General features: G+C 52.5%; 20 protein-coding genes and 1 rRNA gene. 18 read left to right on the top strand and 3 right to left on the bottom strand.

Annotated features, from left to right (window positions below; translation table 11 throughout):
* Positions 1 to 46: 46 nt before the first annotated feature.
* The 5 genes from ribE to BLT01_RS04470 all read left to right on the top strand — a co-directional run bounded on the left by ribE (position 47) and on the right by BLT01_RS04470 (position 8,132).
* Positions 47 to 691: a riboflavin synthase gene (gene ribE / locus BLT01_RS04495; RefSeq protein ID WP_092095050.1), complete on the top strand. Its 645-nt coding sequence runs from the start codon at positions 47 to 49 to the stop codon at positions 689 to 691.
* Between the two features lie 17 nt (positions 692 to 708).
* Positions 709 to 1,902: a bifunctional 3,4-dihydroxy-2-butanone-4-phosphate synthase/GTP cyclohydrolase II gene (locus BLT01_RS04490; protein WP_092095047.1), complete on the top strand. Its 1,194-nt coding sequence runs from the start codon at positions 709 to 711 to the stop codon at positions 1,900 to 1,902.
* A gap of 12 nt (positions 1,903 to 1,914) precedes the next feature.
* On the top strand, positions 1,915 to 2,382 hold the full coding sequence (gene ribH / locus BLT01_RS04485; RefSeq protein WP_092095045.1) for a 6,7-dimethyl-8-ribityllumazine synthase: 468 nt from the start codon (positions 1,915 to 1,917) through the stop codon (positions 2,380 to 2,382).
* A gap of 782 nt (positions 2,383 to 3,164) precedes the next feature.
* Positions 3,165 to 7,541: a S8 family peptidase gene (locus BLT01_RS04475; protein WP_092095041.1), complete on the top strand. Its 4,377-nt coding sequence runs from the start codon at positions 3,165 to 3,167 to the stop codon at positions 7,539 to 7,541.
* Positions 7,542 to 7,934: 393 nt separating this feature from the next.
* Positions 7,935 to 8,132 carry a DUF2188 domain-containing protein gene (locus BLT01_RS04470; RefSeq protein WP_092095039.1) on the top strand — a complete coding sequence of 66 codons (198 nt, stop codon included), beginning with the start codon at positions 7,935 to 7,937 and terminating at the stop codon, positions 8,130 to 8,132.
* 147 nt (positions 8,133 to 8,279) lie between these two features.
* Here the strand turns inward: BLT01_RS04470 and BLT01_RS04465 are convergent, their stop codons facing one another.
* A complete protein-coding gene (locus BLT01_RS04465; RefSeq protein WP_176765041.1) occupies positions 8,280 to 8,510 on the bottom strand; it encodes a KGG domain-containing protein in 231 nt (76 codons plus the stop codon).
* A gap of 47 nt (positions 8,511 to 8,557) precedes the next feature.
* Positions 8,558 to 8,890, bottom strand: coding sequence for a KGG domain-containing protein (locus tag BLT01_RS04460; RefSeq protein WP_092095037.1), 333 nt, complete (start codon positions 8,888 to 8,890; stop codon positions 8,558 to 8,560).
* 326 nt (positions 8,891 to 9,216) lie between these two features.
* On the opposite strand from BLT01_RS04460, the gene BLT01_RS04455 reads away from it, so the two are divergent.
* From BLT01_RS04455 to BLT01_RS04430, 6 genes are all read left to right on the top strand, one after another.
* Complete coding sequence (locus BLT01_RS04455; protein ID WP_092095035.1) at positions 9,217 to 9,756, top strand: hypothetical protein; 540 nt, start codon at positions 9,217 to 9,219, stop codon at positions 9,754 to 9,756.
* Positions 9,757 to 10,074: 318 nt separating this feature from the next.
* Positions 10,075 to 10,779 (top strand): nuclease-related domain-containing protein, encoded by a 705-nt coding sequence (locus tag BLT01_RS04450; RefSeq protein WP_245696875.1) that lies wholly within the window; start codon positions 10,075 to 10,077, stop codon positions 10,777 to 10,779.
* A gap of 145 nt (positions 10,780 to 10,924) precedes the next feature.
* Entirely contained in the window at positions 10,925 to 12,130 is a 1,206-nt protein-coding gene (locus BLT01_RS04445) for a YcdB/YcdC domain-containing protein (protein ID WP_092095031.1), read from the top strand.
* Positions 12,131 to 12,220: 90 nt separating this feature from the next.
* Complete coding sequence (gene hprK / locus BLT01_RS04440; protein ID WP_092095029.1) at positions 12,221 to 13,159, top strand: HPr(Ser) kinase/phosphatase; 939 nt, start codon at positions 12,221 to 12,223, stop codon at positions 13,157 to 13,159.
* 111 nt (positions 13,160 to 13,270) lie between these two features.
* Positions 13,271 to 16,075, top strand: a complete 2,805-nt coding sequence (locus BLT01_RS04435) for a sensor domain-containing phosphodiesterase (RefSeq protein ID WP_092095027.1) — start codon at positions 13,271 to 13,273, stop codon at positions 16,073 to 16,075.
* A 13-nt stretch (positions 16,076 to 16,088) separates the two neighbouring features.
* On the top strand, positions 16,089 to 17,726 hold the full coding sequence (locus BLT01_RS04430; RefSeq protein ID WP_092095025.1) for a thiamine pyrophosphate-binding protein: 1,638 nt from the start codon (positions 16,089 to 16,091) through the stop codon (positions 17,724 to 17,726).
* 124 nt (positions 17,727 to 17,850) lie between these two features.
* On the opposite strand, the gene BLT01_RS04425 is transcribed toward BLT01_RS04430, so the two are convergent.
* Entirely contained in the window at positions 17,851 to 18,435 is a 585-nt protein-coding gene (locus tag BLT01_RS04425) for a hypothetical protein (protein ID WP_125904284.1), read from the bottom strand.
* Positions 18,436 to 18,555: 120 nt separating this feature from the next.
* Between BLT01_RS04425 and BLT01_RS04420 the strand changes: the two genes are divergently transcribed.
* The 7 genes from BLT01_RS04420 to BLT01_RS04395 form a co-directional block, all read left to right on the top strand.
* Entirely contained in the window at positions 18,556 to 19,683 is a 1,128-nt protein-coding gene (locus BLT01_RS04420) for a DUF4145 domain-containing protein (protein WP_092095021.1), read from the top strand.
* A 272-nt stretch (positions 19,684 to 19,955) separates the two neighbouring features.
* Positions 19,956 to 20,699: an alpha/beta hydrolase gene (locus BLT01_RS04415; protein ID WP_092095019.1), complete on the top strand. Its 744-nt coding sequence runs from the start codon at positions 19,956 to 19,958 to the stop codon at positions 20,697 to 20,699.
* Between the two features lie 138 nt (positions 20,700 to 20,837).
* A complete protein-coding gene (locus BLT01_RS15185; RefSeq protein WP_176765040.1) occupies positions 20,838 to 20,990 on the top strand; it encodes a hypothetical protein in 153 nt (50 codons plus the stop codon).
* Between the two features lie 101 nt (positions 20,991 to 21,091).
* Positions 21,092 to 21,661 (top strand): hypothetical protein, encoded by a 570-nt coding sequence (locus tag BLT01_RS04410; protein WP_092095017.1) that lies wholly within the window; start codon positions 21,092 to 21,094, stop codon positions 21,659 to 21,661.
* A gap of 30 nt (positions 21,662 to 21,691) precedes the next feature.
* Positions 21,692 to 22,051, top strand: coding sequence for a hypothetical protein (locus BLT01_RS04405; RefSeq protein WP_092095015.1), 360 nt, complete (start codon positions 21,692 to 21,694; stop codon positions 22,049 to 22,051).
* A gap of 113 nt (positions 22,052 to 22,164) precedes the next feature.
* The gene (locus BLT01_RS04400; RefSeq protein ID WP_092095013.1) at positions 22,165 to 22,989 is read left to right on the top strand and encodes an alpha/beta fold hydrolase; all 825 of its coding nucleotides are present in this window, start codon (positions 22,165 to 22,167) and stop codon (positions 22,987 to 22,989) included.
* Positions 22,990 to 23,693: 704 nt separating this feature from the next.
* A 16S ribosomal RNA gene (locus BLT01_RS04395) occupies positions 23,694 to 23,860 on the top strand; the annotation flags it as partial.

Raw genomic sequence — 23,860 nt, 5'->3', positions numbered from 1 at the left:
GTCCGTACCGTGCCCTTCATCGCATTGCGGAAGAAAGGAAGATCGCATGTTCACCGGAATTATTGAAGAAACCGGCACTGTCCGGTCGGTGACACCCGGACGGGATGCCGCCACGCTCGAGATTGCTGCATCGGTTGTCCTGGAAGATGTCCGGATCGGCGACAGCATCGCGGTCAACGGCGTATGCGTGACCGTGACTGAATTCAGCCGTGACACTTTCAAGGCAGACCTCATGCCGGAAACGCTCAAGGCTACCTCTCTTGCCACGGTTAAACACGGAACCCGCGTGAACCTGGAGCGGGCACTCCGGGCCGACGGCCGTCTTGGCGGCCATATCGTCTCGGGCCATGTCGATTGTACAGCGAAAATCCGGGCAATGCGGGCGGAAGGCAACGCGGTTTACATGGAACTTGCTGTACCGGCAGAGTACTTGATCTATCTGGTCCGCAAAGGATCCGTAGCACTGGATGGAACCTCGCTGACGGTATTTGATGTCGGACAGGATCTGATCACAGTTTCGCTCGTCCCGCATACCCGTGCCGCGACAATCCTCGGAGCGAAAAAGCCGGGTGACCTGGTGAATCTGGAATGTGACATCCTGGCGAAATATGCAGAACGGATGCTGCAGCCTTCTGCCAATCAGGCGGTTGGCCTATCTCTCAATACGCTCAAGGAACACGGATTTGCCTGATGAAGGGAGAGGGAAAGATGTTTTCAACGATTGAAGAAGCGCTTGAAGACCTGAAAGCAGGACGGCCCGTGATTGTCACAGATGATGAGGACCGGGAAAATGAAGGGGATCTGGTTTCCATCGCAGAACTGACTGATGCAGCAACCGTGAACTTCATGGCAAGGCACGGCCGGGGACTGATCTGCATGCCGATCACTGAAGAAAAAGCGGATTCCTTGAAAATCCCCCTGATGGTTGTTGAAAATACCGATTCTTACGGAACGGCCTTTACTGTCAGCATCGACCACATCAGTACAACTACCGGCATCAGCGCGGGAGAGCGGGCTGAAACCATCCGGCGTGCAATGGATCACGATGCCGTGCCGGAGGACTACCGGCGTCCGGGCCACGTTTTCCCGCTTATCGCGAAAGCTGGCGGGGTGCTGCAGCGGCCCGGCCACACGGAAGCGGCCGTTGATCTGGCAAAGCTTGCCGGCCATGCACCGGGCGGTGTCATCTGTGAAATCATGAATGAAGACGGCACGATGGCGCGTCTTCCCGAGCTCACGGTCATGGCCAGGCAGTTCGGACTTAAACTGATCACGATCAAGCAACTGATCGAATACCGGAAAACGCATGACCGACTCGTTTCAAGGGAAGCGGAAATCCGGATGCCGACCGACTTTGGGGAGTTCCGGATGATTGGCTATACCGATCGGCTGACCGGCCAGGAGCATGTTGCCCTGATCAAGGGAGGAATCAGTGATGGCAGGACTGTACCCGTGCGCATCCACTCAGAGTGCATGACGGGCGATGTGTTCGGTTCCCGCAGATGTGACTGTGGCCCTCAGCTACATGCCGCCCTTCGCCAGATGGAGGAAGAAGGAGAGGGGGTCCTGCTCTATATGAGACAGGAAGGCCGCGGCATCGGTCTGATCAATAAGCTCAAGGCGTACCGGCTGCAGGAAGAAGGGCTGGATACTGTCGAGGCCAATGAACGGCTTGGCTTCCCTGATGACATGAGGGATTATGCAATTGCCGCGCAGATGCTGAAAGATATCGGCGTCGGGGACATTCGTCTCATGACAAACAATCCGAGAAAGCTGGACGGGCTCACCGCATACGGAATCCGCATCACGGAGCGGCTTCCGATTGAGATGGAACCGGTTCAAGAGAATCATCACTACCTGAATACAAAAATGGAAAAGCTGGGGCATCTGCTCCACATATGAGGAGGACATGGAATGGTTAACGTACTGGAAGGAAATCTCGTAGGAACGGGTCTTAAAATCGGAATCGTCGCGGGTCGGTTTAATGAATTCATCACGGGAAGACTGGTCGAAGGTGCATTGGATACGCTCCGCCGCCACGGGGTCAGCGAGGAAGACATCGATGTGGCGAAAGTGCCGGGCGCTTTTGAAATCCCGCTTGCCGCGCAGAAACTGGCCGAATCAGGCAAATATGACGCTGTCATCACGCTTGGCGCCGTAATCCGCGGTGCAACGGCGCATTTTGACTATGTGTGCAACGAAGCTGCAAAAGGTGTCGCAAAAGCGGCTGCGGACTCAGGTGTCCCGGTCCTGTTCGGCGTCATCACCACCGACACAATCGAGCAAGCCATCGAGCGAGCCGGCACGAAAGCAGGCAACAAAGGCGCCGAATCTGCGACAGCCGCCATTGAAATGGCGAACCTGCTGCGGCAGCTGGGCTAAACGGAACAATTTCTTAGTTGATTAATCTGGTTGGAGGGCCACCACTTTGCATGCGCAAACTTCCCGGTTTCGTATGCAAATAGGGTGGCCTTTTTAATAGGTTCGAAACCGTTTGTATCCGTGGCGGCTGTATGCTTCGCATCCGCAAAACGATCTTCCGCGACCGCAGCTCCACGATTTTCCGCTCCGTGCCTCACCCGGATTATTACAAAAAGATGACAAACCTGGACATAAAGACATGTATAAGATTTCCATTGCAAAAGGTTGGTTCAATCATGCCCTCCAACTTCTTTTGTTGTTTATTGATGTCCGTAATGTGAATTAAGTCCGGCTCGGAAGGACCTCTCTAGCTCTTTTTGCCCAGCTGCCCCAACTGGAGGCCGCACTGCGCGGTTGCGGTTTTGACCGTCATCCTCCCAAATAATCATTTTCCATATTAAAGAAAAATATGCATCCATGCATATCCGAAAGTCCCATCCCCGACCCCATGGGAAGATTGATAATCTTGGTGTTTACAGGATTAAGCGTGGTGGGCATTTATGGCTTTTTTCCTAAATGCCGACGGTTCCATTGAATCATTTCCATTTACGGCCTTGGAACAATTCGAAAATATCAGTTTTTTCGTTGTATAGTAGTGCTAACAGCAAAGAGGCAAGACGGCATCATGACGGGATCACTCACGATCGGAAAGGAGGAGTGGGGCATGGGCTGTCTTTTTTCTTCCCGGGGAATGGGCGGCCTGAACAGGACCGGGCCACACCATTCGAAGGGGAGGAAACGCAATGCCGGGATCGAAGAAGAAATCCACAAAGTTACTGAGCATGGCTGCCACGGTGCTGATGGTGTCGTCACTGATCGCACCGGGTCTCGTATCCGCGGAAAAGCGGACGAGCGTGTCGGCGGTCGATACGGCCAAAGAAGCGCAGGAAAAACTCAGCGACCGGCTCTTGACGGAGTTCAAGAACGATGAGAAAGTCACATTCCTCATCAAATTCAAGGACAAAGCGGATACGGCCAAGGCAGCATCAGCCGCACGGAAAGCAGCCCAGAAAGCTGACCTGTCTTCCCGCCAGACCAAGCTGGCGGCACGTTCCGCAGTTGTCTCCGAACTGAAAGCGACCGCGCAGTCCTCGCAGGCGGAAGTCAAACAGTATCTGGTCCAACTTGAGAAAAGCGGGAAAGCGGAAAACATCCGTCCATACCACATCGTCAATGGCATGGCAGTGACATCGACAAAGGAAGTAGCAGAGAAGATTGCAGGCTTCAGCGAAGTCGAAAAAATTCTTCCGGATGAACAGCGCCAGCTGTCCGTAACAAAGACGCCTGAGGCAAAATCGCCAAAGTCCAAAGTGACCAATGTCGAGTGGAACGTCGAGCGGGTCAAGGCGCCTGAAGCGTGGAACCTCGGAATCGACGGCACGGGCACGGTTGTCGCAAGCATTGATACCGGTGTCCAGTGGGACCATCCGGCTTTGAAAGAAAAGTACCGCGGGTACAATGCGGCGAGCGGGGATGTGAACCACGACTTTAACTGGTTCGATGCAACAGCCGGAAACACGACGCCTTATGACGACCAGGGCCACGGCACGCACGTGACCGGCACGATGGTCGGTGCGGAGCCGAACGGAAGCAACCAGGTCGGTGTCGCCCCGGGCGCGAAGTGGATTGCAGTCAAGGCGTTCACCGCAGCGGGCGGAACGGACAGCGACCTTCTCGCGGCGGCACAGTGGATCCTTGCGCCGACTGACTCCGAGGGCAATGCCCGTGTGGATATGGCGCCGGATGTCGTGAATAACTCGTGGGGCGGCGGACCGGGCCTTGACGAGTGGTACCGCGAAGTCGTTCAGAACTGGCGCGCGGCGCAAATCTTCCCGGAGTTCTCTGCGGGGAATACGACACTCTTCAATCCGGGAGGGCCTGGATCGGTGGCAGCTCCTGCCAACTATCCTGAATCATTCGCAACCGGGGCGACCGACATCAACAACAAAGTCGCCGGCTTCTCTCTTCGGGGTCCATCTCCATATGACGAAATCAAGCCGGACATTACCGCTCCGGGTGTGAACATCCGCTCGACTGTGCCGGGCAACGGCTATGAGGGCGGGTGGAATGGCACTTCGATGTCCGGGCCTGCAGTTTCCGCAGTAGCGGCGATGCTGCGACAGGTGGATGCGGACATCACAGTCGATGATATGGAACAGATCCTCATCGATACGGCCGTTCCACTGACGGATAGCCAATATCCGACTGTGCCGAACCACGCCTACGGGCATGGACTGGTTGACGCGATGGCTGCAGTGTCCTCCCTCATGTCGGGCATCGGCACGATCGAGGGCCAGGTCATGAAGGAAGGCGATGACGAAGAAGCGCCGGCGTTCAGCCATACGGCACCTGCTGAGACCTACGCCGGGATGGACCTGACGCTTGCCGTCGATATCACGGACAATATTTCGGTCAGATCGGCAGTGATTAATTATACTGATGCGGAGGGCAATGCCCAGTCCGAAGAACTCGTCCGCACGGCAGGCAGCTACACGGACGGAACCTATGCGTTCACCGTTCCGGGTGACCATATCGGGGGCGAGCAGTTTAAATACTCGTTCACAATCAATGACTTCGGCAACAATGAAGTGACTACCGACGAGTATTCCGTTGAAGTCAAAGCGGGCATCACGACCGGCTACTCGACTGACTTCGAAGCGGAAGCGAACGGCTGGGTATCGTTCGGTGAGGAGAACAGCTGGGAGCAGGGCGTACCGACTTCCGGGCCGGGCAATGCGGCTTCCGGCGAAAACGTTTATGCAACCAACCTTGCGGGTACTTATTCGAGCCGCATGAACGCCACGCTCGTCATGCCTCCGGTCGACCTGCCGGAAGGCAACAGCTACCTGCAGTTCAAGCACTGGCACAATTTTGAGCAGTCCACTTCCACAGGGCGTGCGTGGGATTACGGACACGTGGTCATCTCCACCGACTATGAAAACTGGACACAGCTTCTCAAGGTCCAAGGACAGTCCTCTGACTGGACAGAGGTTGAGGTCGACCTTTCCGAGTATGCCGGCCAGCGCGTATACATCGGCTTCAACGCTTTCTCGGACGGAAGTGTAAACCGTGATGGCTGGTATCTGGACGATGTCACCCTTTCGGACACTTCCAATGCGGCATCCACAGCAGTTAAGGGGAATAAAGGCAAGGGCAAAGCAAAAGGCAAAACGGATAAAAATGGGAAAGACAACAACGGTAATCAGCTTGGAGTGATCAATAAAGAAAACGAAGAGCTGAAAAAGGGCGATCCGGTCGACCCGGCAACCATCAAGCCGGTCATGCCTAAAAATGAAGTGAAGCCTGTAGAAGACGGCAAAAGCCCGGCACCGATGCTTCTTCCGCTGAATGCTCAGGTGAGTGTGCTCGAAACCGGGTCTTCCGTTTACACGAATCCTGCCGACGGATCGTACTCGATGCGGACGGCAGCAGGCGACTATACGATGATTGCCGAGGCATACGGATACCGGTCCAAAAATCAAAGCGTGTCCGTCGGAGCCGATGAAACGGCAACAGCCGATTTTGTGCTGGAAGAAGTTCCGATGAACACGGTATCCGGCACCATCACCGATTCGGCGGACGGTTCGCCGGTTGAAGGCGCGACTGTCCTTCTCGTGGAAGATGCGAACATCTCCCCGGTCACAACCGATGCAGATGGCCGCTACCAGCTCGAAGCCTACGAAGGCGACTACACCCTGAAGATTGTCGCTTCCGGCTATCATGGAACTGAAGTGACGGTCACTATCGGCAACGAGCCGGCTGTGCATGATATCGCCCTCGAGCCGTTCTACACGGTACCGGGAGGAGAAATCGGATATGACGATGGAACAGGGGAGAATGCCCGTGCATTTTACGATGCCGGAAACGGCTGGGCAGTCAAGATGACCCTTCCTGACGGGAAAGAGCAAGGCATCGTCTCCGCAGGTGTCTTCCGATTCTGGGATACATCCTGGCCAGAACCTGGCGGAACAGACTTTGCGGTGGAAGTTTGGGATGCATCCGGAGCGGACGGGGCTCCTGGCAAGAAACTTGCCGGACCTTTCAAAGCGACGGCTCTCCGCAATGGCGAATGGACGGTGGTGGATCTGAAAGAGCACGGTATCAATGTCGGCAAAGACTTCTACATGGTCTATATCCAATCCCGCGCCAATCCGAACACTCCGGGACTTGCTACGGATGAAGACGGACCGAATTCCAAGCGCAGCTATCAGTTTGTCGGTGGCGCATGGTCCCCGTCCCCTGCAATAGAAGGCAACTACATGATCCGCGCGCGCGTGGATTATGAAGTGACAAAGCCTGCCATCACGAGTCACAAGGACGGACTGCTGACAAATGAGTCAGGCATCACCATCGAGGGGACGGCATCGGCTACAACCGATCTGCGTCTCGACAACAACGGCGAGGAAGTCGGTACGGTGACAGTCGGAGCAGATGGCAAGTTCTCGTTTGATGTCACTATGGTTGAAGGGGAGAATACGTTTACGGCTACCTCAATCCTCGATGGCCGTGAGACGGGCACATCTGCCCCGGTCACCATCACACTGGACACAACCAAGCCGGAACTGACGATCGCCAGCCCTGCTGACGGGGAAAAGACCAACAAAGAAACGGTCACAGTACAGGGAACCGTTGCCGATCTGCACCTTGACTGGGTGAAAGTCAACGGCCAGAAAGCGGATGTCCGCAACGGCAAGTACTCCAAGCGGATTCTTCTCGACAATGGAGAAAATGTGATCCGCGTGGTCGCGCAGGACCGTGCAGGAAACAAAGTGACGAAGCGTGTCACAATCCGGGCGAACTATGAAGCACCAGCCATTGAAAACCTGAAACCTGCCGAAGATGTACACCTGAAAACGGGCCAGTCGTTCAAGTTCGAATTCGACAGCACACCGGGCCTCAAGGCAAGCTACGTCATTCACATGCCATTGACGAACCTGCCTTCCGCCAACCCGACGGAACTTCCGATGATGGAAACATCGCCGGGCCACTACGTCGGATACTGGACGGTACCTGCCGACATGAAGGCGAATGGAGCACAGCTCGAAGTGAAGATCAAGGACGACTTCGGGAATGAGGCTCGCAAAACAGCAGAAGGTAAGATCTTTATCAACATCGATTAAAAAATGAGCGCCTGTGGCCCAAAAGCCTCGGGCGCTTTTTCTGCATTGCGGAAGAACGGAAAGGATTCGGCTGAATGTCGAAATGATCGTCGCAAATGACGGAACCAAAAAAGGGAAGCTAACGAAGGGAAGATCGTGAGAGCCGGATCCATACCGGATCCGGCTACATGAATGAAGCACAGAAAAATGCCCTGTCCGACCAGAGACCGGGGTCTGGTCATACTCAAAAAAGTATGGGAAATACTTCACAAAGAACCTTTGGTCTGTCTACAATTTAGCCATGTCCAAAAGCCCTAAAAAAAGTTTGACAAATTGGTGAATAAGATACAAAATACTTATAAGCAACAAAACTCGGCTTAGCCGGGACCATTTTACAAGGAGTGGAAACCGTTCATGCAGTGCTATCGTGTTGCACCGGACAAGGAAGCTTCTCGCTGGATGATTACCAAGGGAAATCAGGATTTGGAAGAGCTGTTTATTTATAAGGATGAAGCGATTGCCTTAGCCATCATGCTGGCTAAGGCAAATAGTCCAAGCAAAATCGAAATCTGTGATGAAGCACACGCGGTGGTCGACAAACGCAAGTATTGATCATGTCTTTATCTTTTGTATTATTTATCCTTCCGATCACACCGGCCGGAGAGCAGAATCATTCTGCTCTCCGGTTTTTCGCAAAAAAATTCAACACAAAAACACGGAGAGGGAGACCCTCATCCGTGTTTTTGACAAAAGCTATCATTAGTTGTTATTATTGTCGTTATTGTTGTTGCGCGCGTTGCCGCCTTTTTCGCCGATTTCTTCGTAGAATTCCCGGTCGTGGTTCTTGGAAGTTGCTTCTCCGCCTTTGCGGCCGATTTCTTCGTAGAACTCCTGGCCATGGTTTTCCGCAGTCGCCTCGCCGCCTTTGCGGCCTGCTTCCTCAACCGTCATTTTACCGTTGTTATTGTTGTTTTTGTCGTTTTTAGCCATGGTGAATCCTCCTTTATTCATCTCGTTTTTGGTAGGGGATTGCTTCATTAATTGTTGTTATTGTTGTTATTGCGGGCGTTGCCGCCTTTTTCGCCGATTTCTTCATAGAACTCGCGGTCGTGATTGTCGGAAGTGGCTTCTCCGCCTTTTTTGCCGATTTCAGCGTAGAAGTCGCTGTCGTGGCTTTCCGCCGTGGCTTCTCCGCCTTTTTTACCGATTTCTTCATAAAACTCGCTGCCGTGATTTTCTGCGGTCGCTTCTCCGCCTTTTTGTCCGATTTCTTCATAGAAATCACGGTCGTGATTGCGGGAAGTGGCTTCTCCGCCCATGCGGCCTGCTTCTTCTACGGACATCTTGTTGTTTTTGTTTTTGTCTGCCATGTTGCATTCCTCCTCAAATTGTTGTTATTGGAAAGAAGCTATCGCAGCCTCACCCTCTGTATTTCCGTTTCCTGTGCATCTAAACTAAAGAAGAAGAAGCGTAATATTTGTAATATATTTAACGTCTTCTCCATATACTATAAAAGCAGGTTCAATAAGGGTTTTAAGATCATTGTACGTCTTGAAACAATGCTATTTTCCACAAGATACAATTTTCTTACACTCTTAAATTCTATGCCAATTCCGTCTAGTTGCTTGTTTAAAGACTTTATATCGAAATAATGTTAAACTATACAAAAAGAAATTCTAAAATGGGGAAATGAGAAGTGAAACGACATCAATTAGAAACTGTCATCCGTGAGACGATGATCCGTGTCGGAGTAACGCGTGAAGTCCGTTTGGAGAGAAACGGCATCAATATGACCTATCACTTTATACATGACTATATCACGTATGATCCTGACCGGATTCCTGAAGCGGTAGCGGAACAGGAGTACCCGGTTTCGCTTAAAACGTATGTGGCTGCCATTACCATGCACGAACTTGGCCATGCACTTGACCGGAGGGCCCTTCTTGCAGGGCTGTCACTCTCCCGGGAGGTTTATCAGATGAAAAAGACGACGCCATCAAGGATTTTGGAACGGAACCCCGAGTACCGGGCGAAAGTCATTCTGGAAGAAGAGCAAAACCTGCTCGCCGAGAAAACAGCCTGGGAAAACGCGGAAGAGCTCAACCGGAAATATCGGCTTGTCAGCGAAAAAGATTTCGAGGCGATCAAACGGCAGTCACTGTCCACCTATGAGCGCCGCCTTGCCGGCAAAGTCAAAATTCTTCGCGCGGCTGCCGGGGAAGACGTGGGGGAGTAAATCCGTTAGATAAATCGGGCCTGGAAGAATGTTTCCTGGCCCGATTTTTTTGGATTTAAAAATGCCGGTTTGGAGAAATGCAATTTAGTGAGGGGATGGCCTGATTTACACTGTGCTTTTGTGCGCCGATGCCAATCTGTGTCTGGACCTCGGCTAAGGCAGCGCTCCCCGGCTAACGTGTGCCTCTGCAATGAAATGCGTCTGCCATCACGATGCTTTTTCCATGGAATGAATAGTCGTTCCGGATATTGCCAAAACTTGTCGGATTCCTTACAATAAATGTACTTAACTCATATTGGAGGGATCCGGTTGGCGTATATGATCCCCGAAACGATCCGCTCATCGGCGACTGCAGGCGAACGTCTGCTTTTCCGTACGATGAAACAAGTGCTTCCAGACGATGTTATCGTTTACTACGTACCGGAAATCCATGGCCGCCGGCCGGACTTCGTGCTGATCAGTCCGGAGTTTGGAATGGCCGTTCTCGAAGTCAAAGACTATACCCGGAACACACTCTTCCAATTGAATAAGGATGAGTGGACACTGTTGACGTCCTGTGGCACTCATGCGACTGTCAAGAACCCGGCGCTGCAGGCAAAAGAATTCATGTTCCATATAAAGAACGTATTGGAGAAGGACAAGGCTCTTGTCCATCTTGAGGGAAAGTACCAGTGTGGTTTCTCTGAAAAAGCGTTTGAAAAAGAAGGGCTTCCTTATTATTGGCTGACCGAAACAACGGAATCCAAGCGGAACTATGACCGCAGCGCCGAAGTGGTCACGATCAGCACGATCGACAGCAGCAAGGGGCTGGACTTCCGCGCCGTCTTTATCGTGCATTTGGACATGCTGCCGTTCCTATTGGAAACGGATGAGGAGCGGGAAGCATCCCTTCTATATATCGCGATGACCCGGGCACAGGAATACCTGTGTCTCACTTACTCGGGGGAATCTGCCTATACCCGTTATTTTGCCGGAATCGCTGATGAGCGGAAGAAGAAACTCCTCCAGGATCGATTAAGCTAAGAACACCCAAATAAAGAAAAGCGGAACTCCGCCCCGGCGTGTAACTTTGCTCATGACCGGGGCGTTTCTTTATGAAGATTGCTCATTGGTCGGCGAAATTGGGTAATACCATATAGAAATACTGCTTTAATTGGAGGGTCGGTCGATGGACAATGTCATGAAATGGTTTGAAAAATTCCTTCCGTATCTGGATGGTCTGAATATAGAAGATGTCGAAGCACAGGAAACGGAGTGTTCGCCCGGGAACTGGATGCTAAGTAAGAAAAATGGAGGGGACTCCGTTTGCGAACTCCACTTGGACAGCAGGGGCGACATCCGTTATTTCCAGAATGTCCATGCGGAAGAGCGAACTCCGGTTGTTGTCCTGTCTCCTCCAGGAATACGCGACCGCGCCGGTCAATTCGTCGCTGAGGTGTTCGGTTCGGACGCTGACGGCCTTCAGTTCTCATCCGTCGTCGACCTGGAAAATGTGTATACGATCGATTTTGTCAGAGTCGATGAGGATGGATTGGAGCTTCCGAACTCAGGGGTGAGCCTTGCCTTCCAGAAAGACGGGGTGTTATACGAACTTGTCAGCTATCTGGGACCGCTCGTGTTGATCGATGAGCAAAAAACAATCAGTTCCGACGCAGCCCTCGATCTGTACATGGCCAACTTATCCGCAGAGCTCAAGGTCAGCAAATACGATTCGGAAATCTATGTGGACGGTGACGATGAATTTCATCTTATTTATGATTTTCTTACCGGTTCTCCCGATGAAGTCAAGATGGATGGCACGGTCATCTCGCTTGCGGAAGACTTGGGTATCAGGCCGCCGGATCATGAACCGCTCGGTAAGGGAACCTTGAAGGCAGAAAGCTGTTCTTGTGCTGAATACAGAATGGCACTTGATGTTGCAATCAAAACATTGTTTAAGCGATTTCCCGGTGCTGAGCAGCGATTTCTCATGAGAAAAGAAAGCGGCAATTCCGATGAGACACAAAAATCTACATTCACATTTGTTTTCGACCGGCACCAATACGGCATCCAGGTCGAGGATGAAGGTGTGGAAATCGAAGTGGACCGGCATACCGGAAAAGTGGTCCGGTTTGATACTAGCGGGGCCGCCGGAAAAGACTTCAGTCATCTTTTGAGAGAGCGGCCGATCAGCATGCGTGCGGCAAAAGCGCTGTTCGTATCGGATATCAGCATGCGCCCGGTTCGGACGAGGAACGAGGCGGCGGGTGGCGTGCCGGTCTACGAGCTGGTGTATATCCCGGTTTTCCCGGATCCCGGCGGCCATGTCCATGCAATCGACGCCCATTCGCTTGAAAAGTGGACGGTCGACACCGGCTCGCTTCTGGAAGGATAGTTTGCGCTTACAATCGTTTTTTTAAATTGTATAATGGACAACGTATCAGACAGAACGAATCATATTACAGGAAGTCGGGATCCAGATAGAATGATGGAAAATAAACATGTAACAGTCAGACAAGCAGCCGAAGCCTTTTCGCTTGAAGTGCTGGGCGGCGAAGAAGAGCTCGGACGGTTCATTACCAAATCACAGGTCCGGCGCCCGGGCCTGGAGTTTTTGAATCATTTCAGTTTTATCGCAAAGGGGCATGTCCAAATATTGGGCCGCAACGAAATCAGCTATCTGCGGACATTGGATGCGGATGAGGCAAGGCACCGGATCGGGAACATGGTGACATATGACCCGCCTTGTGTCGTCATCACGTCCAACCAGGAAGAGCCGGTCGGACTGCTGCTGCACTGCGGCGAAGCGCATATCCCGGTGCTGAGGACGCCTGACTCGATGACCGAATTTGTGCAGAAACTGAACCGGTTCCTGCTCAATCAGCTGGCGGAGGAAATCGCAATACACGGGGTCTGTGTGAATGTATCCGGCATCGGCGTCCTTTTGCGCGGGAAATCCGGAGTCGGGAAAAGCGAAACAGCACATACGCTGATCGGCCGCGGACACCGGCTCGTGAGCGATGACATTGTCGTGTTGCGGAAACTTAGCCCGCAAACACTTCTCGGCACCCATGACGGCAGCAACAAGGAATTTCTCGCCCTTCGCAGTGTCGGCCTGCTGAATGTCGTCAGGATGTACGGCAGGACGTCTTTCCAGGAAGAGACGCGGATCGCACTGGATATTGAACTGATCGAGTGGCAAAAAGACGCGCTCAACAACGAGCTTGAGGTGGATGTGAAATACAAGGAATATATGGGTGTCAAAATCCCGCACATCCAGATCCAGCTGCAGCCGGGACGTGATGTTGCCGGCCTGATCGAAGCCGCTGCGAACAACTGGTATTTGCGGATGCAAGGCTACAGTGCGGCCGAAGAGTTCAGGCACCGGCTTGAGGAAGCATTCCATGACGAGGAAGATGAATAATGGTTTCGGGCAAAAAGCCCGTTCCGGCGGCTTTCACCTGCATTGACCCATGATGCCGGTGAAGGCCGTTTTTTTCAGATGTTGGGACACCACTATAAATAGGGTAGTATAATGAGAGGAACAAGTTTCCATGAGGAGGTGGGGGCAGTGAATGACCAATCCCGATACCGGCAATTAGCCAATTTGACCAAACTGATTAACACGAAACTCAATCTGAAAGACATGCTGTCCGCCGTGACGGATGCGATTTCCCAGGAAGTCTTCCAATGTGACTCTGTCGGAATCTATCTCCCTCAGGATGACGGCACATTCCGGGGCTTTACCGGAAAACCGGATGTATTGAACGGCATGACACTTGGCATGCACGTAATCAACCCGAAGGATGACGCGCTTGTCCGGGAAGTCACGAAAACCAATCGGGCAGTATACATACCAGATACGCGGTCGGATGCCAGGCCGAGCGGATGGGCAGTCGACTCGTTTCATATCCGTTCCCTTCTCGGGATGCCGATCTCATACGGGGACGAGCTTTATGGACTCGTCTTCCTGTTCAACTATGGTCAGCCGATGAACATCACATGCGAGCAGCGGGAAACCGTCGAAGCATTTGTCAACATGGCGGCCGTTGCCATCCGCAATGCCAATGACCTGACCCGCAAAGAGAATCTGATCCGAGATAAACAGATGCTTCTTGATGCAAACAGTGAACTTTCAAGGGCGGAGACGATGGACCAGGCCATCCAGACCTGTTTCCGGTACGTCGGCGAACTTCTTCAAAACGATGACCCTGCTGTGCATCTGCTGGACCCGGTCGCTGGAAAAAAGATCAAGCCGGCCCATTTGTCCAAAAGCAGTGATATGAATGAGGATCAGTGGCTGGAGATGCACCAGGCGCAGCTCGATGATCTCCTGGAGGACAGAATGTATCAGGACGCCATCCGCACTCGCCGCCCTGTCTATATCCCGGACGTGACGAAAGACAACCGTCCAAATCAGGAAATCTGCCGGACATTCGCGATCACCGGAATGGTGATTTTGCCGATGATCGCGATGAACGAAATTCTGGGATTCATCGCTGTTCCAAACCGTTCGGGGAAGGTCATCGAGTACCCGGAAGCCACCATTGAGCTTGCCCAGTCGGTCGTCGACATGACGGCTTCCACTTTGTCAAACCTTCTATATATTGAGAAGCAGGAGATGATCATCAACCGCCGCACAAGGGAAGTTACAGTAAAGAACGAAGAACTTCAGCGCGTCATCACCGAATTGGAATCACTGTCGAGGGAAAAGGAGCTGATCCTTAAATCCGCGGGGGAAGGGATATTCGGCATCGGTCTCGATGGAATGATCACGTTCAGCAACCCGGCTGCGTTAAAAATGCTCGGATATTCCCGCCCTGAAGAACTGGAAAGGGAGACCTTCGCCAAGATTTTTCACGGAGAAGACCGGCCCGGCGGGGAGCTTCCGCGCCAAAATGACGAAGTCGACGTTTTCTACAGAAAAGACGGCTCCGTCTTCCCGGTCGAGTATGACATCTCGTTTATCCAGGAAGACGATCAGGTCTTCGGCCAAGTGGTCATTTTCAAGGATATTACCGAACGCCGTTACCTGGAAGAAGAGATCAAATACTACGCTTACTATGATAGCCTAACCAATCTGCCGAATCGGCTGCAGATGAAAGAGCGACTGGATGAGGCCCTGCAGAACGCATCAAGGGACAACGAAAAAGTGGCCGTGCTGTTTCTTGACCTCGACCGTTTCAAGCTTGTCAATGATACGCTCGGACACAGCTTCGGCGATCTGCTCCTTAAGGAAGTGGCGCATCGGCTGAGTGGAGCGATCCCTGTGAACGGTATTGTTTCACGGCAGGGCGGCGACGAGTTCATGATCATCCTTCTAGATGTCAAAAACAGAAATGAAGTCATCCGCGCAGTTGCCAAAATCAACAAAGCTTTTGCGAAACCGATCCTGATCGAGGACCATGAGCTGTTCATCAAAAATTCCATCGGCATCAGCATGTTTCCGGAAGACGGCGACACCGCCGAGCAGCTTATCAAAAATGCCGACACGGCGATGTATCACTCCAAAGAAGTGGCCGGCGGAAGCTATCATTTCTATGATGAAAAAATCGGCAAGCGGACGATACAGAATGTCAAATACGAAAACGCGCTATACCGGGCGCTGGAGCGGGATGAGTTCACGCTGTATTATCAGCCGCAGATTGATTATTGCAACAACCGGCTGTTCGGAGTAGAAGCGCTGATCCGCTGGAATCATCCGGAAGAGGGGCTTGTTCCACCGGATATTTTCATACCGCTAGCCGAGCAGACAGGACTCATCGTCCCGATTGGCGAATGGGTTCTAAGGGAGGCCGTTTTCCAGCTTGAAAAATGGCATGATCTGGGCTTCACGGATCTGATCATGGCCGTCAACTTATCGGCTGCCCAGTTTGAACAGGGCAATCTTCATCGCAGCGTCAAACAGGTGCTGGCCGAGACGGGCATCCGCCCCGATCATCTTCACCTTGAACTGACGGAAAACCAGATCATGCGCAATACGGACCTGGCCATCTCCACGATGAACAAATTGAAGGAGCTGGGTGTCCAATTGGATATCGACGATTTTGGGACGGGGTATTCGTCTCTTAGCTATCTCCAGAGATTCCCGATATCCACGCTCAAAATCGACCGGACGTTCATCCGCGACATTCTTCATGACGAAGATGACCGGGCATTGACCGATACGATTATTACTATGGCGAAGAATATGGGCCTTGAGGTGATAGCGGAAGGGGTGGAAACGGTTGAGCAGGCCGATCATCTGGTTTCCCGCAATTGCACACTCATGCAAGGGTATTATTTCAGTCCGCCGATCCCAGCCAGAAAGCTTGAAAGTGACTTCTTGACCAACAAATAAGGTGGTAGGTTCGATGAAAGCAGGCATTGCAGTTCTTGAGTTTCTGAAAAATGTGGGCATCGACCGGATTTTCGGCATACCGGCAGGCAGTGTGAATGTGTTGTTTGACGGGATGAATGATTACGCAGACATCCGCCCGATCATCACAAAACATGAAGGTGCAGCTGGCTATATGGCCGCAGGATTTGCGAAATATACGGGAGGTCCGGCAGTCGCCATCGGTTCGAGCGGGCCCGGGGCGATGAACTTGATCACGCCGGCGGCGAACGCCATGCGGGAACAGCTTCCGGTTCTTTTTTTGACAGGAGCTGTACCGAGCAGCACGGTCGGCATGAATTCCTCACAGGAGCTTGATGCTGCACCGGTTTTTGCGCCGCTCACCAAGTATTCCAAACTCGTTGAGCGCGGTGAAGATCTGGTCAGCGAAGTGGCAAAGGCGCTTGAAATCGCCGTGAGCGGTGTACCGGGCCCTGTACATATTGCCATGCCGCTTGATGTGCAGATGGCTGCTATCGATCCGGCTACGATTCCGGACGGCATCCGCACAGTCCGGGTAAAAGCGGATTATGCAGCGGCCGGGCAAGCTGCGCGGGAGATCAAAAGCCGGAATTCCGGCCTGATTTTCTGCGGGCAGGGGGTCAGGGGAATGGTGCCGGAAGTAATGCGCCTCTCCGAGCGGCTCGGCTGGCCGGTCGTCTCAACTCCAGTTGCCAAAGGTCTGTTTAAGGATACGCACCCCAATTTCGCGGGCGTATACGGGTTTGCGGGCCACGAATCAACGGGCAAGCTCGTCCAGGAAGGTGATTCCGACACATTGCTCATACTCGGCTCGAGCCTCGGGGAGACGGCTACGAGCAACTACAATGCCGGATTGGCACAGGGCCGTTTCGTCATCCAGCTTGATCGGGACGAAACCGTGTTCGCCAGGAAGTACCCGGTGGATCTGCCTGTCCTGGGAGATCTTGCCGACACGCTTCCGGCCATCCTGACAGAGCTAAACGTCCTCGGTACTTCAGAGCAATCTGTTAAGGTGCCTTACAATCCGGAGCGGCTGGAACCCGGGAAAGAATTCACGACAAAAAACGTCGTGCTGAAACTCCAGCAGCTGCTTCCCGAGCAGACAAGGTACGCAGTCGATATCACGGAGACGGAAGCCTATGTCATTCATGATCTGAACGTTCTTTCACCGGATGCTTTTGACATCAACGTTCACTTCGGGGCGATGGGGAGCGGCCTGTCCGTCGGAATCGCTGCCAAAATGGCAGACCCGGAACGCCCGACGGTGATCATCACGGGTGACGGTTGCTTCCATATGCATGGCATGGAGATCCTCACGGCGAAGGAATACGGCGTTCCCGTCCTGTTCATCGTCATGAATAATTCCCGGCTGGGATTGGTTTACCATGGCCACAGCCTGCAATTCAAGCGGGTCCACGAAACCTTTTCCACCCAACCGATGGACTTCGCAAAGATGGCTGAAGGTCTCGGTATACCGGCCGCCCGTGTGGAATCGATGGAGGATCTGAACGCTGAGTCGATCGGGAAGCTGATGTCCGCAGACGGACCGGCACTCCTCGAAATCGTCCTGACCGACGACACGCCGCCACCGATGGGCGACCGGGTCAAATTCCTGGCCGGCTTTGCAGAATAAGGCTGGTCGCGGGTATGGAGTGAGACGTTGCCTTACCGAATGGTGACATCGACATACTCTTTTTCTTTCACCGGGAAAACGCAAGAGCCCTGATCCGATTCGGATCAGGGCTCTTCTGATGCGGTCAATCATAAGGATTCTCTTCAAAGTATTCGGTGATCGTCCGGATGGTCAGCGTCTTAAAGTCGTCGGAGACCGGTTTGCCTTCCGGATCTGCGTAAAAAGCATGGCCGTTCCGGTTTACATAACCGATTGCGATCAGGCGATCCAGAAGCTTGTCCGGGAGATATTCATCGCCATTGACCGTCATGAATTCCTCGGTGGGTGCTACGAGAACATCCAGATCCTCGTAGCCGCCTGTGATCATGACTAGGTCCCCGTCATGGCGCTTGACCCAGTTTTCCTTGGAGCGGATGGAAATGGGCGCTTCTTCAATAGAGACGATCCCTTTCAGGTTCGTGCCGAACAGATGCAGGAGAAGCGGGCAGAGGTGATCGGCGGTGAGAGAGGGCAGTTTTTTCAGCTCTGCCAAAAGGATTTCCCGGTTCGTGAGACCTTCCCGCTTGCCCCGGAGAACAGGAACGCAATCATAGTCAAATCCGAACAAATCCTGCACGATGTCATGGACCGCTTCCGCAGGGTCCCTGTCGCCAATTGCCGCAAGCCGTTTTTCCATTTCATCGATCCGGTTTAACTTTCTTTCTGTCACTTCATCCACCATCCTGAACGACTTTTATTTCGTTTTATTATGACACAATCAAACATGCTTTGTCGGCTTAGTTTTGTAAATGTTAAACTATGTTTATTGTAATAGAGAAGGAGCAACGCTGTGAACGGAAACGGTGAACATTTTTACGCATTTTTAGAAAATCGGCACCTCGCCCTCGTGGCGGCGGAGTTGGAACAATCGGTTTATACAAGCCCCCGGACAATGCTGACACATGCCCGGGTGCTGATCGACTCGGTCCTGCAACTGGTCATGAAGCAAGAAAGGATCCCTGACGGACAGCACAAATCCCTGAAAGAACGCCTCGACGAAATCGGCAGCCAGGGGTTGCTGACCGGAGAAGTGAGGGATGCCCTTCATGAAATTCGCATGGCCGGCAACCGCGCCGCCCATCAGCCGAGGGCATTCCGGGTGACCGAGTCGCTCGCGGCGTGGGAACAGTTGTATATCGTCATGAAATGGTACATAGAGGTATACGGAAATCCGACATTCACTTTCCCGGAATACCGTGACCCTTCACCGCCGAAGGAACGGGCTTTCGAACTGCCGGAGCTGGAATCCCGCCTCGGCCGCCTGGAAGAACTGCTGAAAGATACGCTTCGTGGTGAGGCGAAAGACAACGCACCTGAGAAAGCACCAGCAGCCCTGATCTCCCAAGAGCATCCTTTTGATGAATCCCCCGGCAACACGATTGTCCGGCAGATCCGCTATGGTGGCAGGACACTCGACGTCCCATATTTTCTCCGCGACGCCTTCCTCTTGCCGCAGCGATTTGAAAAGTCGGTCCGCTTCCTTGTCAAGCTGCACGGAGCGGAAGAAGCCCGGATCATGAGCGAATTGCCGGCTGATCTCGCAGGCCTTCATCTTTCGGTTACCCGGTACACAGAGAAAAATGATGAGCAGTTTTTCGGGGAACTTGAAGAATTCATCGAAGAAGAAAAAGCCCGCCGCCGGATCCGCATCGAACGCCCGGGCGAGCTGTTCCTGTTCCATAAAGGCGACGCGATCATCGTGACGGAGACGCTTGCCCAATCCGAGCTGAACAAGGAGAATTTCCCTTCCCTCACGCCCGGGTTCATCCGCCAGCTGAGGGAATCGGGCATCCGGCAGGCCGGCCAGCTGCCGCAGGAACTCGTCATTCTAGCCAAGTACAAACATGTCGGGGCGGGAACGATCGAGAAACTGTTCGAAGACCTGAAAAACACCCAGAAAGAGACCGCACAAGTCTAACGCTCAAGTACCCGACAATTCTCGGGTGCTTGATTTCATCATCCTTCAAAAGCAACAGGAATGGTAAACTAAATGCAAGCTTGCCAAGATAGCGAACAGGTGGGACGGCTGTATTAGCAGTCCAATCTTGTACATAACAGATCGGGGAGAAAACTGATTAGTTGAAGATAAAATTATTATGTAAACAATTCGGAGCGCCGAGGAAGGAAAACGGAAACTCATAACGAATAGGAAAAAGAGCAAAACGGCATTCCACACGGGGAGGGATCAATATGGAAGAAAAGTATCCGGTTCTAAAAGGCGCCGAACCTTATTATGCGGAAGGCGGGAAGGAAGGGGTTCTGGTCTCGCATGGCTTCACCGGTTCCACACAAAGCATGCGGCCGCTCGCAGAAGCATTGGCGGAGGCGGGCTATACCGTTTGCCTTCCGCGCCTCAAAGGGCACGGCACCCATTACGAAGACATGGAACGGACAAGCCGGCATGATTGGATTGAATCGGTCGAGGAAGGCTACCGCTGGCTGAAGGAACGCAGCGGCACCATTTACATGGCGGGTCTGTCGATGGGCGGTACGCTGACGCTTTATATGGCGAAACGGCACCCGGACATCCGGGCAATCGCGCTCATCAACGCCGCCATCGACATGCCTGCACTCAAAGAAGTCGGCGACCCGGAAGAGATCCGCTTCCTTGAAGCGATCGGCTCGGATATCAAAAAGCCGGACGTCACCGAACTGGCCTATGAGAAAACACCGGTCAAGTCGGTAAAGGAGATCCTTGCCCTGATGGAAGAAGTGCGTGCGGACCTCGGCAAGATCAGCTGTCCTGCTCTGCTTCTCGTTTCTGATGAAGATCATGTTGTACCGCCGGGCAACTCGGATATCATCGGTGAAGGGCTCTCATCCGAGGCAATCGAAAAAGTGCAGCTTAAGAATAGCTATCATGTCGCGACGTTGGACAATGATAAGGATAAAATAATCGAGAATGTGCTGCGCTTCTTCAAGGAGTATTCCTAAAATCCAAGCTTAAACAACGTTTAGGATTTTGAACCGTGCACGGCTGAATCTGCCGGGGACACGCCTTAAAATACTAAACAGCCCGCCCGGACTCGGTAATCCACGGCGGGTTGTTTGCATGTCGGCCGGGTCACGGGAATGATCAATGAAAAAGGTGACAACGGCATGAAAGGCATGAAAGGATTGAACGTAGCCTTATTTCGCGAGGGCTTGCAGCAGAATCTAAAAAAGCTCATGTGCATGCAAGAACGAATGGACTTGATCAAAGCGGCGACACATCCGGGAACTTGAAACCTTAGGTGAAATTGAGCTCAGAAAAGAGCTTGAGCGCCTGACGGCAGAAAAAACTAATGACCGGATAAATCATCCGGTATTTCGGGAGTGCATGCATCATGAAACGAACTGCGATGTTTTTAACTTTAACCGTGCTCCTGGCCGGCTGCGGAGATCAGGCGGACAGCGACCAACCGGAAGTGAAGGAGGAACAGGAAGCTGTGAGTCAAGAACAAGAAATGGAGCCCGTTGAGATCCAAGTGCTTAAGGCTGACGAAGAAAACGGCGTGACACTTGAAAATGGGATGTGCCAGCAATTGTCTGCCTTCCTCGAAAGCAATCCTGAAGTCGGGGTTCCGGACGACTTTGGTGTCCATCCGCTGACCTTGGCCAATCAGACGGAAGGCGGCCAGGCGATGTTTTTCCTGGGGGTCAACCGACTTGAGAAGCCGATCAAGAACATTACATTCGACTATACGCTCGGTGTGGATACGGGCAACGGAATCGCATATGTTTTGGAAAAGGAACGGGTCGAGCTTTTAGAGCCATTCGCGGGCACCATCCAGCCGGGCCATGTGATCCCGTTCACTGTTCCGGTCACGCCTGAGGGCGCAGAAGTTCTCGGGTCGATCACGGAAGAGAACAAAGTCGTCAAACTTGAAAATGCGAACTTCGAACTGGAAAACTGACGGACCAGGCAAGACGACGGAGGAAGAGAAATGGATTTTTTCATTAAAAGAAACTGGGCCATCACCAAGGAAATCGCCGCAGAAGTCAAACAGAATTGGAACAAGTTCCGCAGCCTGAAGACCCGTGGCGACAAAACCAGAATGTTAACGTTCCTCTTTATGAGCGCCGTTTTCCTGCTGGCGTTCCTGGCCAGCTGGTATGTCAGTGCCCTGTTTGTCATTCTGGGGATTGGGATGGGACTGTTTCTCGGAATCACGGACCACCCAGGATTTTTTGCGTTGCTGTTGCTTCCGCTGGTCGGCATCGTCACGCTGAAGCTCACACAGCTATACTGGACCCGGTTTTATCCGGAGTACCGCAAGGAATTCTTCAACAAGATGAATCTTTAAACTGAGTCTTTACGCCAACAGGCACCCTGCGGGGTGTCTTTTTATATGAAACCCAATTCTATTGGTATACTGGATTCGGAACAATCAGTCAGACTTGGATAGGGGGAGAGCAAATGGCGTTTTTCGAAACTAGTGATGGAGTCAAGCTGTTTTATGTGGATAAAGGAAAGGGACAACCAATAGTGCTCGTTCATGGATGGTCGGGCGACCACACGACCTTCGCTGAGCCGATCGAATCTCTGAGCAACAATTTCCGGGTGGTGGCTTATGACTTGAGGGGGCATGGACAATCTGACCGTACCGATCAGGGTCTGACACTCCGCCGCTTTGCCCGGGATCTTAAAGAATTGATGCAACATCTCGACCTGAGTGAGGTGACGCTGGCCGGCCACTCGATGGGGGCATCTACCGGCTTTGAGTACATCCGCAACCATGGCACTGATCGGCTGCGCACCTTCACGATTTTGGATATGACACCGAAACTGATCAACGACGAAGGATGGAACCTGGGGTTATGGCACGGGGAATACACCCGCTCGGATGCCGACCGGGACCTGACACAGATGTATGAAGAATTCGAAGGCTTCTCGAGAACCTTCATGAAGCGGACAGTACCATACCTGAACGCAACCGAGCTTGAAAAAACGCTGAAATTGTCCGCTGCCAATTCGCCGCATGTGCTGGCCGCCATGTGGCATGCCATGGTGACGGCCGACTACCGGGACATGCTTGCTGACATCACGGTGCCGGCACAGATTGTCTATGGTGAAAAGAGCACGCTGTATTCCAAAGAAACCGCGGACTATCTGAACGAACGAATCGCGGATTCAACGGTGATCGCGTTCGAAAACTGCACCCATATGCTGACGGCAGAGAATCCGGGAAGGGTAGAGGAAGTCATCCGGCAGGCCGCAGGAACTCCGGCAACCAAAGCCTGAATGACCGAAGCCAATAGCAACTGCAGACGATAGCCGATCCCTGCAGTTGTTTTTCATCTGTTTTCCTGCTGGCGCTTTTGGCGAGCCGGTGTGTGGACCTGGTGTTTATCTTGCGGGAAGTATCTACTTTATGCGCCGTTTGTCGGTATGCTGACCATCATGCATAAACAGCGCCATGGCTTCCGGACTGGTCGCAATTCAAGGCTCATATCTGAAAAAGACGACATATCCGTTGATCCCCGCGCCAAGAAAGATGCCTCACAACAGCTATCTGCAAAGATAAATTAACCGACGGTTGATGACATCGCTCCTCGCTTAGATGTATGGCTTGGTTGATGACATAAATGAAGTTCTTCATTATATATGCAGATCAAAAAGATGAGTGCTGAAAATGAAAGATTCCGATAATCAAATATGGGGTTGCGCTGTTCAGGAATGCGGTGTATAGTTATCAACGTTGCGTTTCCAAGTGACGCGGCGAACGGAAAGACAAGAAAAAGTTGTTGACGCAATCAGCACAGCGTGTTATATTAATAACAGTCGATGAAAAATACAACAACAATTAATGAACCTTGAAAACTGAACAGCAAAACGCTGATGAAATGAGTTCCCGATCCCCGACCCCGTCGGGCGAGATCGGAACAAATGATATCGGACATATCACTTGATATGCCAGCTTTAAAGTATGAGCTTACTCATACTCTCTTATGGAGAGTTTGATCCTGGCTCAGGACGAACGCTGGCGGCGTGCCTAATACATGCAAGTCGAGCGGATGACGGGGAGCTTGCTCCCCTGATTCAGCGGCGGACGGGTGAGTAACACGTGGGCAACCTGCCTGTAAGATCGGGATAACTCCGGGAAACCGGGGCT

The organism is Bhargavaea beijingensis, assembly GCF_900101985.1.
Lineage (GTDB): Bacteria > Bacillota > Bacilli > Bacillales_A > Planococcaceae > Bhargavaea > Bhargavaea beijingensis.
The sequence above is the reverse complement of the archived record's forward strand: the minus strand, read 5'-3'. Positions and strand labels throughout refer to the sequence as shown.